Origin of the sequence: Pedobacter paludis, assembly GCF_003173575.1 — a bacterium.
GTDB lineage: Bacteria > Bacteroidota > Bacteroidia > Sphingobacteriales > Sphingobacteriaceae > Pedobacter > Pedobacter paludis.
In genome coordinates, this window is record NZ_QGNY01000002.1 from 139,292 (window position 1) to 152,337 (window position 13,046).

10 protein-coding genes are annotated in these 13,046 nt (G+C 37.1%); 7 read left to right on the forward strand and 3 right to left on the reverse strand.

The genetic code is table 11. The features are described from left to right. Positions 1 to 104 precede the first annotated feature (104 nt). From DF947_RS05120 to DF947_RS05140, 5 genes are all read left to right on the forward strand, one after another. The gene (locus DF947_RS05120) at positions 105 to 2,795 is read left to right on the forward strand and encodes a carboxypeptidase-like regulatory domain-containing protein (protein WP_167397998.1); all 2,691 of its coding nucleotides are present in this window, start codon (positions 105 to 107) and stop codon (positions 2,793 to 2,795) included. A gap of 194 nt (positions 2,796 to 2,989) precedes the next feature. Further along, positions 2,990 to 3,751: an enoyl-CoA hydratase/isomerase family protein gene (locus DF947_RS05125; RefSeq protein ID WP_109928644.1), complete on the forward strand. Its 762-nt coding sequence runs from the start codon at positions 2,990 to 2,992 to the stop codon at positions 3,749 to 3,751. 49 nt (positions 3,752 to 3,800) lie between these two features. Further along, complete coding sequence (locus DF947_RS05130) at positions 3,801 to 4,682, forward strand: SDR family oxidoreductase (RefSeq protein ID WP_109928645.1); 882 nt, start codon at positions 3,801 to 3,803, stop codon at positions 4,680 to 4,682. A gap of 95 nt (positions 4,683 to 4,777) precedes the next feature. Beyond that, positions 4,778 to 6,049, forward strand: a complete 1,272-nt coding sequence (purD, locus tag DF947_RS05135; protein WP_109928646.1) for a phosphoribosylamine--glycine ligase — start codon at positions 4,778 to 4,780, stop codon at positions 6,047 to 6,049. 18 nt (positions 6,050 to 6,067) lie between these two features. Next, positions 6,068 to 6,574, forward strand: a complete 507-nt coding sequence (locus tag DF947_RS05140) for an SMI1/KNR4 family protein (protein WP_205940742.1) — start codon at positions 6,068 to 6,070, stop codon at positions 6,572 to 6,574. A 64-nt stretch (positions 6,575 to 6,638) separates the two neighbouring features. Here the strand turns inward: DF947_RS05140 and DF947_RS05145 are convergent, their stop codons facing one another. Together DF947_RS05145 and DF947_RS05150 are read right to left on the reverse strand one after the other, a co-directional pair. Next, positions 6,639 to 7,793 carry a TlpA disulfide reductase family protein gene (locus DF947_RS05145; RefSeq protein WP_109928647.1) on the reverse strand — a complete coding sequence of 385 codons (1,155 nt, stop codon included), beginning with the start codon at positions 7,791 to 7,793 and terminating at the stop codon, positions 6,639 to 6,641. A gap of 90 nt (positions 7,794 to 7,883) precedes the next feature. After that, on the reverse strand, positions 7,884 to 9,065 hold the full coding sequence (locus DF947_RS05150) for a formimidoylglutamase (RefSeq protein ID WP_109928648.1): 1,182 nt from the start codon (positions 9,063 to 9,065) through the stop codon (positions 7,884 to 7,886). 173 nt (positions 9,066 to 9,238) lie between these two features. Between DF947_RS05150 and DF947_RS05155 the strand changes: the two genes are divergently transcribed. Both DF947_RS05155 and DF947_RS05160 read left to right on the forward strand, forming a co-directional pair. Further along, the gene (locus DF947_RS05155) at positions 9,239 to 10,201 is read left to right on the forward strand and encodes an NAD-dependent epimerase/dehydratase family protein (protein WP_109928649.1); all 963 of its coding nucleotides are present in this window, start codon (positions 9,239 to 9,241) and stop codon (positions 10,199 to 10,201) included. After that, positions 10,201 to 11,502, forward strand: coding sequence for an HAD-IB family phosphatase (locus DF947_RS05160; RefSeq protein WP_109928650.1), 1,302 nt, complete (start codon positions 10,201 to 10,203; stop codon positions 11,500 to 11,502). The genes DF947_RS05155 and DF947_RS05160 overlap by 1 nt, the downstream gene beginning before the upstream one ends. 238 nt (positions 11,503 to 11,740) lie before the next feature. Here the strand turns inward: DF947_RS05160 and DF947_RS05165 are convergent, their stop codons facing one another. Continuing rightward, entirely contained in the window at positions 11,741 to 13,030 is a 1,290-nt protein-coding gene (locus DF947_RS05165) for a voltage-gated chloride channel family protein (RefSeq protein WP_109928651.1), read from the reverse strand. Positions 13,031 to 13,046: the final 16 nt, after the last annotated feature.

The window sequence follows — 13,046 nt, forward strand, 5'->3', positions numbered from 1 at the left end:
CAATTGTAAAGGTTCGGTTTCATTAGCCAAAATTCATACTAACTTCATTAAAATATGCCTCGGGTTTTGTACCTTGAGGCATATTTTATTTTATCTAGCCACAAATGAAACTCAAAATTATCCTCCCAATTAGTGTATTGTTTATTCTTTTAGGCTTTACCGCCTTCAAAATGGATGATGATCCCTTTACCTTACTTTTAAAGAAACTTGATGAATACACTTCAAAATATCCTCAAGAAAAAGTACATATCCATTTAGATAAACCTTATTACGCCATTGGCGATGATATTTGGCTTAAAGGTTATGTTTTTAACACCAAAACGTCTGCACCAACCAACATCAGCAAAATTCTGTATGTTGAGCTTATTAACGAGAAAGATTCTGTTAAAAGACAACTCAGATTGCCATTGATGGGCGGTGTAACCTGGGGCGATTTTAAACTTACAGATTCTCTGGGAGAAGGCAATTACCGAATTCGGGCGTACACAGCTTACATGCGCAATTTCGGAACTGATTTCTTTTTTGATAAAACCATAAAGATTGGCAACAGCTGGGCGAACAAAGTTTTTACCCAAACCAAATACGATTTTCAGAAAGAGAACAATACAGATAAAGTAACGGCCAGCATCCATTTTGAAGATAAGAATGGAATTGCATACAAGGAAAGCGATGTAAGTTATGATGTTCAGCTGGATTTTAGATCGGTTGCAAAAGGCAAGGTAAAAACCAACTTAACCGGCGATGCGGTAATCAGCTTTATAAACAATCAAAGTTTCCAAAATAAAACAGGTAAAATTGTTGCAACCATTACTTTAGAGAACAAACAAAAAGTTACCAAATCTATTCCAATTACATCAACCTCTAACGATGTTGATGTTCAATTTATGCCAGAAGGCGGAACATTGGTAGAAGAATTGCCACAAAGAATTGCCATAAAAGCCGTAAACTCAACCGGCCATGGAGAAGATGTAAAAGGATCAGTTGTAGACGATGCAGGAAATGCGGTAACCTCTTTCGAAACAAGTTATTTGGGGATGGGAAGTTTCGTTTTCAATATGCAATCTGGCAAAACCTATACGGCGAAGGTTAAGTTTAAAGATGGTTCGGAGAAAGACATTAAACTTCCGTTAGCACAAAAAAGCGGCTATGCCATAGCCATAAACAATACCGATACGGCCAAGGTCGGCTTAAAAATAATGGCAAGCGAAAGTCTGCTTAATAGCTCTGAACTAAAAGTTGTAGCCCAACAAGCTGGCAATGTTTACTATGTTTCTAAAGCTAAAATGGATAAACAGGTTTTAATTGCCAATATTCCCAGAAAAAATCTTCCAGACGGCATCGTACAATTTACATTATTCTCTGCCGATAATCAGCCTATTGCCGAACGATTGGTTTTTCTAAATCCAAAAAATGATATAATTAACGTGGCCCTGAATAACGGTTCGGTTTCTACTGCGAGAAGAGGAAAATCAGCTTTCAGCTTTGATGCTACAAATCAGCAAAAACCAGTTTTGGGCAGTTTTTCTGTCGCTGTAACTAACGCAACCAAAGTTGCGCCCGATGAAGATAATGAAACCAACATTTTAACTTCTCTTTTGCTGACATCAGATTTGGTTGGTTACGTTGAAAAGCCCAATCATTATTTTTTAAATGATGATGCTAAAACACTGAAAGAGCTGGATAATTTAATGCTTACCCAAGGCTGGAGAAGATTTACATGGAAAAACGTTATCAATAACATCAATCCAAACATTACCTACAAGCCAGAAGAATCACTTAAAATTAGCGGAACAATTACCAAGGGAAATAAACCTGTAGTTGGCGGAAAAGTGATGCTAATGGCCACAAAAGGCACAATGATAATTGTAGATACGGTAACCAATGCTGAAGGTAGATTTGTATTTGATAACCTGAGTTTTGGCGATAGCACAAAGTTTGTCGTACAGGCGAGAACCAAAACCGAGCGTAAGTTTGTGGATATTAATTTGGATGTAGTGCCTGGCCAAATTGTAACTAAAAACAAAAATGGAGCAGATATAGATATTAATGTGAACAACACGCTGATGAAATACATTAAGGAAAGCGACAATTACTTTAATGAAATGACGCGTTTGGGATTGTTGGAGCGTACCATTAAACTTGAAGAAGTAACCATAACCGAAAAGAAAAATCCTGCAAAAAATTCATCTAATTTAAATGGGGCAGGAAGAGCAGATTACATTATGACTGCAGAAGATCTTTCTACCTGCGTAACACTTTCTATGTGTTTACAAGGCCGTTTACCAGGTGTAATTTTTAGAGGAAACGTTCCATTTTTAATGAGAAGCCAAACTACGCCCATGCATATTGTTGTAGATGGAATGCAGGTTGAACCTGAGTTTTTAGATAACATTTCTCCAACTGACGTAGAATCGATAGAACTCCTAAAAAGTATTGGAAACACGGCAATTTATGGTATGAATGGTGGCGGTGGCGTACTGGTTATTACCACAAAGAGAGGCGATGGAGGCAGCAGCTATAACCGATATGCACCAGGCGTGGTAACTTATAACCCGAGCGGAATTTCGATTTCTAGAGAATTTTATTCGCCAAAATATGATGCAGGCACTACAACGAGCAAGGCAGATTTAAGAACAACCATTTATTGGAATCCACAAGTTGTTTCAGATAAAGAGGGTAAGGCAAAATTCGAATTCTATAATGCCGACGAACCTGGAAGTTATAGAGTAGTAATCGAAGGCGTGGATGTTTTTGGGCACTTAGCCAGAAAAGTGTATACTTACGACGTAAAATAAGAATCTGTTTAAATTTCGGTGAATCAATTTGCAATTTGTCATGCTGAGCCTGTCGAAGCACCTTTGACAATTGAAATTTAAACAGTTTCCAAGAGTTTATTATCAATCATATTTGAAGGCCAAATAATCAGACCTGTTCTATTATTTGGCTTTCTAATTAAATTACTTAAATTTCCACCTTTTGAACCGAATATATGAATACGATAAAAGTAAGTGTAAAGGATCGTTTGGCAACCATAACACTCGATAGAGGAAAATCGAATGCATTAAACCGCGAACTCATTACCGAGCTTGATGAAATGCTTAAAAATATATCTGCCGATGAAAATATTGGTGGTGTAATTTTGACCGGAACAGCGCCGTTTTTCTCTGCAGGACTAGATTTAATAGAACTTTACAACTATAATGAAGAAGAAGCAAAATCTTTTTGGCAGTTGTTTTTAAGTTTTACAGCCAATATGATCGCTTTTAAAAAACCTATGGTAGCGGCCATCAGCGGACACAGTCCGGCAGGCGGCTGTGTAATGGCATTGGCCTGCGATTACCGTGTTATGGCAGAAGGATCTTATATTATTGGCTTAAATGAAGTTCCCGTTGGCATTATTGTTCCAAACAGTATCTTTCAGCTCTATTCATTTTGGATTGGCAAAGCCGAAGCAACCAGAAGCTTGCTTTCAGGTAAATTATACAATCCAGAAGAAGCATTAAAAGTTGGATTGGTTGATGATGTTGTAAAAAATGAAAGTTTGTTAACGGCTGCAGAAAGAAAAATCAAAAAGTTTATGGAACTAGAAAGTAACACCTGGTCACAGAGTAAACTTAACATTCGTGAAGAATTAATCGCATCAGCAAATGCCGATCAATCTGCAACGCTAGAGAAAATGCTGGCCCAGTGGTGGTCGCCTGCAACACGCCACATTTTAAAAACAATTTTAGAGAATCTACAAAGAAAATAAGCCTACATTTTCAAATAACCAATTAACCAATTTAACCTAACCACATATTATGTTCGCATTTAACCAACCCATGCTTAGAGATGATGCCTTAAAAGGAAAAACCATTGTAATTACCGGCGGAGGAACGGGTTTAGGCAAAGCAATGGGCATTTATTTTTTAAAGTTAGGTGCAAATTTGGTTATAACCAGTCGAAAGGTTGATGTACTGCAAAAAACTGCCGATGAAATGGAAGAGAAAACCGGTGGTAAAGTTTTGGCAGTTGCATGCGATGTGAGAGAAATTGAACAGGTTGAAAACGTATTGGCAAAATCCATAGAAAAATTTGGTCAGGTAGATGTTTTGCTAAATAATGCTGCGGGTAATTTCATTTCTCCAACAGAAAGATTATCTGCAAATGCATTTTCTTCTATTATTGATATTGTTTTAAAAGGAACTGTTAACTGCACACTTGCCTTTGGAAAACACTGGATCAAGGAAAAACAGCAGGCTACGGTATTGAATATCATCACCACTTATGCTTTTACAGGTTCGGCCTACGTTGTTCCTTCTGCCTGCGCTAAAGGCGGTGTATTGGCTTTGACCAGATCATTGGCTGTAGAATGGGGAAAATATGGAATCAGAACCAATGCAATCGCACCGGGACCATTCCCAACCAAAGGTGCCTGGGAAAGATTATTACCCGGCGACCTTGCCAAAAAATTCGATTTTAAAAACCGTGTTCCATTAAAAAGAGTTGGCGAACACCAGGAACTGGCCAATTTAGCTGCCTTTTTAGTTAGTGATTTCTCTGGATACATTAATGGAGAAATCATTACAATTGATGGTGGAGAGTGGCTTCAAGGTGCTGGTCAAATGAATGGCTTAGAAGCAATCCCAAATGAAATGTGGGATATGCTGGAACAAATGACGAGAAGTGCTAAAGGGAGTTGAGAATAAAAAGTTAAAGGTTCAAAGTGAGAATTTTGACGTTCGATACTTGCTGCTTTCAACTCTAAACTCTAAACTCTTTTTTTATCTTTGCCCATATGAATATCTTACTTTTAGGTTCAGGTGGCAGAGAAAGCGCATTCGCCTGGAAAATGAGCCAGTCTTCGCACTGCGATAAACTAATTATTGCACCCGGAAATGGCGGTACAGGAATTTACGGTACAAATATCAACATCAATGTAAATGATTTTGATTCGATTAAAAAAGTAGTCCTTACTGAAAAGATTGATTTGGTAGTAGTAGGACCAGAAGAACCGCTTGTTAATGGTATTCATGATTTTTTCCTTGCAGATACAGCTATAGCTCATATTCCTGTTATCGGACCAAAAAAAGAAGGCGCCATTTTAGAGGGAAGTAAAGATTTCTCTAAACAGTTTATGGAGCGTCATGGCATTCCAACCGCAGCCTCTAAATCCTTCACTCCAGAAACTTTAGAAGATGGATTAGTTTATCTGCAGGATCATGCCTTACCTGTTGTTTTAAAAGCGGATGGTTTAGCCGCAGGTAAGGGCGTTTTAATTTGCACCGAAACCATTGAAGCTCAAGAAGAATTAAAATTAATGCTTGGTGGCAAATTCGGCCCTGCAGGTGCTACTGTTGTTATTGAAGAATTTTTAAGCGGGATTGAGCTTTCAGTTTTCATTTTAACCGATGGCGAAAATTATGTAACACTTCCATCTGCAAAAGATTATAAAAGAATAGGGCAAAACGATACGGGTTTAAATACAGGTGGCATGGGTTCTGTTTCGCCAGTTCCTTTTGCAACTGATGAGTTTTTAAGCAAAGTGGAAGAAAGAATTATTAAACCAACTGTTGAAGGTTTAAAGAAAGACAATATTGATTACACTGGCTTTATCTTTTTTGGATTGATTAAAGTTGGTGAAGAACCTTTCGTAATTGAGTATAACGCTCGGATGGGCGATCCAGAAACCGAAAGCGTTATTCCTAGAATAGAAAATGATTTGGTGGAACTTTTTGTTGCAACAGCCGAGAAAAAATTAAACACCATCAGTTTAAAAATCTCCGATCAAACAGCTGCAACCGTAATGATTGTTGCAGGCGGTTATCCTGGCGAATATTTGAAAGGAAAAGCAATTTCGGGAATCGAAAATCTGCGTCATTCAAATGCATTTCATGCAGGAACACTTCTAGAAAACGACGTGGTAAAAACGAATGGCGGTCGTGTAATTGCCATTACCAGTTTACAAAAAGATTTATTTACAGCTTTACAGTCTGCTACAGCTGATGCCGGTCGTATTTACTTCGATGGAAAATATTTTAGAGAAGATATCGGCTTCGATTTAGTTTAATTTTGAAAGGAAAAAGTTTTGAAAAAAGTACTTAAAAAGATTTCTGAAACAGCAATTCGTCAAGGTGAGTTTATTTTTACCGATGAACAGATGGAGTCGAAGTGGTTGGGTAATGCTCCTGCTTCAGCAACAGAAATAAAACAGCTCGAAGAAAAATTGCAAATTGTTCTGCCTAAAGATTATAAAGATTTTCTGCTAATCAGTAACGGGTTTGCAACTCCTAATGAAAACATCGAGCCTTCATTTGAAAAAACAGAAAATGTTGGCTTTTTAAAAGATATCGATCCAAAGTTAATAGAAATTTGGATTAATAACGATGAATTACTGGATGTTGCAATTAAATTATCCCGAAGCATCGTTGTAGGTGGAATCGGCGAAGAACAATACTTCCTTTTAGTGCCACCATTATTGGAGAACGAAGGCTGGGAGTATTGGAAGTTTGCCTCTTGGATTCCAGGCGAAGACCCCTATGAAGGGATGGAAAACTATTTTATCAATGCACTTGATTTTTTAAAATCAGCATAACCTAATAAACGATAAAGGCCCGATCTAAAATTTAGATCGGGCCTTTATCGTTTTAATATATTTCTTATTTCGATTTACTTCCCAATAACTCTTGAAGTTTGTCTTGTAAGGCTTGTTCTCTTAAGCCTTTTGCAATAATTTTACCAGTTGGATCAATTAAGAAGTTTGCAGGGATAGATTGAATTCCATACATTTTGGCAACTTCATTATTCCATCCATTTAAATCAGAAACATGTGTCCAGGTTAATTTATCTGCATCAACAGCTTTTAACCAAGCTTCTTTTGTTGTTCTTGTATTGCCTCCATCTAAAGAAACGCCTAAAACCGTAAAGCCTTTATCTTTAAATTTATTGTAAGCCACTACAACGTTAGGATTTTCTTGACGACATGGACCACACCAAGACGCCCAAAAATCAACCAGGACATATTTACCTTTAAAATCTGATAATTTAACGGGTTTACCATCTGGATCGTTTTGAGTAAAATCCATAGCCATTGCACCTACCGCAGTTTTTCTACCTGCATCAAAAAGTTGAGCAAGTTTAACGCCAGAGCTGCTTGCTTTTAATTCAGGCGACAAAGTTTTAAATACTTTTTCAGCCTCAACTGCTTGATCTGGATCTCCGGCCAACTGACCAATAGCAGACAAACTGATGTATGATTTTGGATTATTTCTAGCAAACTCTAGCAAAAGAGGTGTCATACCGGCTGCATCTTTTTCGTAACGTGCACCCAAAGCTTCCATTACAGCTTTATCTTTCTTTTGTTCTGGAGTGTAGCTTGCATATTCTGCATTAATAGCAGCCAATTTATCTGTAACAGGTTTCGTTAATGCCTTTAATTTTTTATTGTCATCATTAACAATTGATCCAGAGATTGTTGCATTTTTTAATGAATCTGGAGCAGTAACCTTTAAAGTTCCTGGTTCAATGTATAAAGTTAGCGCATCTAATTTTTCTCCCTGTGCAGGACGTTGCACATATGGATTTTTATTTAAGAACAAATTGCCTTGAGCTGGACCAGCAAGAGTGCCTTTAAATGCAAACGCACCATTGGCAACTGTTGCAGAATCTGTAATGTTTTTGCCATCTGCGTTATAAACCAAGAAGATTTTATCGCCAGTTTTTAAGCTTTTAATGTCACCATTTACAGCAAATGGTTTTTGAGCTAGAGCAGCAAGAGGCAAAAGTGCCATTGCAGATAATAATATTTTTTTCATTAGAGTATAATTTAATGGTAAATGGTTGCTTAATGATTGTTTTCAAAGATAAATAATCGTCTGGCTAATAACGTAAATCCCTGTGTAAAATTATGATAGCTTTTGATAAGTTCTCCACCACAAATCAGGCATTTCTCCATTTACGGCAACTTGGTAATCATCATATCTACAAGGCACGAGGTGATATCTTTCATTTTTTGATTGACCAGAAGGATAAGGAACCTGCATCCACCACCGGTCTGATTTCTTGCTCTTCACAAAAACCATCTCTCCGGAACCATCCTTTAAACTTGTACGATAGATCATAAACTGAGATTTCGGTGTTAAAGGGAAATCCTTTTTGCGGGCATAAAAACCCTCCATAAAATACCAAACCATTTGTGCCAAAAGGAAAGCCGTTTGCCCATTATTATCGTATGCCGGATTAAATTCGTAAAAGCCAATGGATGTAAGTTTATCGTTCATGCCAGCATAACGTGCAATTCTGCATGCTTCCTCGCCATCAAATCCATTCGGAGTTGTATTTGCATTGGCCGCTGCATCAGCAGAGCGAATGGCGCCAATATCAAAGCTAATCATATTCGCATTGCGGATAATTGGCTCGGTTAAGGTAATATCCTGAGCAAACTCCCCTAAGCGGTGTACATCAAAATAAAGCTTATCCATAACGCTCAAACTCTCCTGATTTACAAAATATGTTTGATAACCGATGTTACTAAAATTGAACAGATAATTGGGCTGATGAAGGAAAATTTTATTTAGATAACAATCCGATCTTGTTGCAATTCCATCATGGCTATCATCGTCTATATCAAACTGGTTATCAACAATAACCAGATCTACTTTTTGCTCTAAATCTTGGTATCCTAAATACTGAGCATAGGTCAAGTCTTGCCCACCCCCAATAATAATTGGAATGATATTTTTTTTGATGAGCTCGGTTACGGCCATTTTTACGGCGGTATAAGTATCAGCTAAGGTAACGCCATGCTTGATATTGCCTAAATCGACAATTCTGCTTATAAAACCTCCCTCATTTAGTTTGTAAAACTTTTCCCTAAAATAATCCGGACCCAATGCGCAACCTTCGTTGTTAATTGCACTTCTTCCGTCAAGCACACCAATAATTGCCAAATCGTATTTATTTTCTTCTAAATCCGGAAATGATTCGGTATGAATTACAGCCTTTAAACCAAGCTGGCTGGTAAAAAATCCTTGCTTTGGAATAAAACTATCGGTGTTTACAGGGGAAAAGAAATCCGTTAATGACATATTTTTAAAACTATCGGCTCAAATATCTATTTTTGGATGCACATATTTTATAAAAATAAGATTTCTATTGATTTCTTTTTGATAGGACTTTGTAATTAACTCATTTTAAGCTTTAAATTTTTGCATCTATCTTTTTTGTTGCAAGAAAATAAATTAACAGCCCGATTAAAAAAATGATACTGGTAACCGGAGGAACGGGATTTTTAGGATCTGAATTATTAAAACAGCTAACCGATAAAGGATTGGCAGTTAGGGCGCTGAAAAGAGAAACATCAGAAATCCCACCAATAGTTAAGAATATTACCTTAATTGAATGGTTTACAGCCGATATAAATGATCTTTCAACTCTAGAAGATGCCTTTGATGGTATAACACAAGTATACCACTGTGCTGCATTTGTTTCTTTTAATCCGAAGGATAAAAAAAACATGTTTCATGTAAACATAGATGGAACTTCGAATATTGTAAATCTATGCATTGAAAATAACTGCAGGCTTTTACATGTAAGCTCTGTTGCTGCGCTTGGTGATGCAAAAAAAGGAAGAAAAATAAACGAAAAAGATTTTTGGGAATATGATGCAAAGGCTCATGCTTATGGCCTTTCCAAATATGAGGGTGAAATGGAGGTTTGGCGAGGCATAACCGAAGGTTTAGATGCCGTTATTGTAAATCCATCTGTAATTATCGGAAAAAATGCTGGTTTTAATGGCAGTGGAGCAATTTTTAAACTTGTAAAAGGTGGCTTTCCATTTTATACCAATGGTGCAACTGGTTTGGTAGATGTGGTAGATGTTGCAAAATCGATGATTTTATTAATGGAAGGCTCAATTACGGCAGAGCGCTATATCATTTCATCTGATGATTATCACTATAAGGATTTATTTACAGAAATTGCAAAAGCTTTTGCCGTTAAAGCGCCAACAAAAGAAGCAAAACCCTGGATGCTCGGAATTGCTTGGAGAGCATTGAAATTCTTTTCTTTATTTAGCGGTTCAGAACCATCTATAACTAAAGATGCCGCGAAGAGCAGCACCGTTCTCAGTTATTACGACAATTCAAAAATTATAGCAGAAACAGCGATTAAATTTAAACCTGTTGCAGAAAGTATAAAGGAAATTACCCAACATTTAAAATAATGCCCAAACAAAAAGCTTACTACATTATCGATTTCGACAGTACGTTTACCCAGGTAGAAGCGTTAGATGAACTCGCACGAATCTCATTAAAAAACCATCCAGATAAAGAAGCCATCTTTCAAAAAATTGAAGATTATACCAATCTGGCAATGGAAGGCAAACTCTCATTTTCTGAAAGCCTGGCTCAAAGGGTTAAGTTACTAGAAGCCAGTGAAGATCATCTTAAACAGCTCATCAAACATTTAAAAAAGAAAGTTTCTACTTCTTTCTCTCGTAATGCCGAGTTTTTCAAAAAACATGCAGACGAAGTTTTAATTGTTTCTGGCGGGTTTAAGGAATTTATTACGCCTGTTGTTAGCCAGTACCACATTAAGAAGGAAAATATTTACGCCAATACTTTTGTTACCACAGGTGATGGTAAAATTATAGATTACGATCATGCAAATCCGTTAAGCGAGGAAGGTGGAAAAGTAAAATTGCTTCAACATTTAAAACTGGAGGGTGAACTTTTTGGCATAGGCGATGGCTATTCTGATTTTCAGCTTCGGGAAAGTGGGATGATTAATAAATTCTTTGCCTTTACCGAAAATATTGCCAGAGAAAGCATTGTTTCAAAAGCAGATCATGTAACACCAAGCTTTGATGAATTTTTGTACGTAAATAATCTGCCAAGAGCGATTTCTTATCCAAAAAATAGAATCCTTTGTTTGGTAGTTGGCAATGTTGACCCATTAACTGTTAGCATCTTAAAAAATGATGGACTATCCATCAGACAAAAAACATCTTTTGAAGAAAAATACATTAAAGACGTTGGGATTTTAATTTTAGCTGATGGAGAAAAAATTGATAAAGAGCAATTGAAAAATGCTGTAAAACTTAAAACCATCGGTTATTTGGGCAGTGCCAGGAATAAACTGGATTTTGATTTGTGCACCAAGCAAGGTATCGTGGTTTTTGATGATCCTAAGAATAATCCCCGAAATATAGATTTTATCCCAAAACGCGTTGCCGATTTCATGAACACCGGCGCAACTTATCTTAGCAGTAATTTCCCGAATTTACAGTTGCCAAAAATCGACAAATCGCATAGGTTGATCCACATCCACAAAAACGTTCCAGGGATTATGGCTAAAATTAACACCGTCTTTGCCAAACACGACATCAATATTGTCAGCCAGTTTTTAATGACCAATCCTGAAATCGGCTATGCCATTACGGATATTAATACGGAATACGATAAGCAGTTATTCAAATCGCTTAAAAAAATAGAGAATACAATTAAATTTAGAGTGCTTTATTAATATCGCACCATGTCATTTCGACCGCAGTAGAGAAATCTTTGTACTCAGAATCAAAGATTTCTTCATTTCGCTGCACTTATTCGAAAAGACGATCGATTTAGTTTATCTTAAAAACCCGTATTCCGTAGAAATAAAATAATCATTGCCGTCATTTCGACCGCAGTGGAGAAATCTTTGTACTCAGAATCAAAGATTTCTTCATTTCGCTCCACTTCATTCGAAAAGACGATGGATTTATTTACCTCAAAAATTGGTGTCTTTTTAACAATAAGTGTTTAGGGCTACCAATTGCCTGAGAACGATAAATGCCCGTATGGCCAGAAAAAAGGTAAGCCGTAACGCAGGCAATTGCAATATATATCCCTGGGCTTACACCAAAAAGCTCAACACCCATAAAGATACAAGCTAAAGGCGTATTCGCAGCGCCAGCAAAAACAGCAACAAAACCCATTCCGGCAAGCAATCCAAAAGGCAATGGAATAAAGAAACTCAGAAAACTTCCTAAAGTTGCCCCAATAAAAAATAATGGCGTTACCTCTCCGCCTTTAAAACCTGCACCCAATGTTAATGCGGTAAGGAAAAGTTTAATAAGAAAAGTATAATAGGGCTCTTGTTGCGTAAAAGATTCTGAAATAACCGGAATTCCCAAACCAATATATCGAGTGGTTCCCAAAAGATAAATCATTAAAATCAGAATAAATCCGCCAACGAATGGCCTAATTGGTGCATATTTTATTCTGCCAAATAAGTTCGATACCAAATGATTTAAGGCCGAAAAACTTCTGGCAACAAGACCAAAAATTATTCCTGCGCCCATTGATAAAAGTAAATTTATAGTTCCCATTTCAGGGACAGACGAAATAGAATAATGTGTATGCCCTACACCCCACATTTTGCAAACATAATCGGCTATAATGGCGGTAACGAAAGCCGGTAAAATGGCTCCATAAAGAATACTCCCAACTACAAAGACTTCCAATCCAAATATGGCTCCAGCCAGAGGTGTTCCAAAAACAGAAGCAAAACCAGCGCTAATTCCACATATTAAAATGATTTTCCGATCACGGGGTTTTAGCTTAAACAGCTTGGTAAACTGATCGGCAAAGGCACCCCCCATTTGCACTGCGGTACCTTCTCTACCAGCAGAACCTCCAAATAAATGCGTAATAATCGTCCCAGCAAAAATTAGTGGCGCCATAATTAAGGGAATAACCTTTTTTGGGCTTTGCAGCTCTTCTATCAGCAGGTTATTACCTTTAACAACTTCTCTGCCCCAATAATAATATGCAAATCCAATTATTAAGCCTGCCAGTGGCAAAAATGCAATAATCCATACATGGGTTTCACGCCAATTGGTTGCCATGTTTAAAGTTTCTAAAAAAAGGGCGGATGCAGAGCCCACAATAGCGCCAAGTAAAGCAGCGTACAAAAGCCATTTAAGCGTATTGATTAATACTAGACTAAAGTCGAATTTAATAAAGTGGTAAATGGAAAGCAGAAAACCTTCCGTTATTTTTTTAACAGGCATTTTACATCAATTTTAA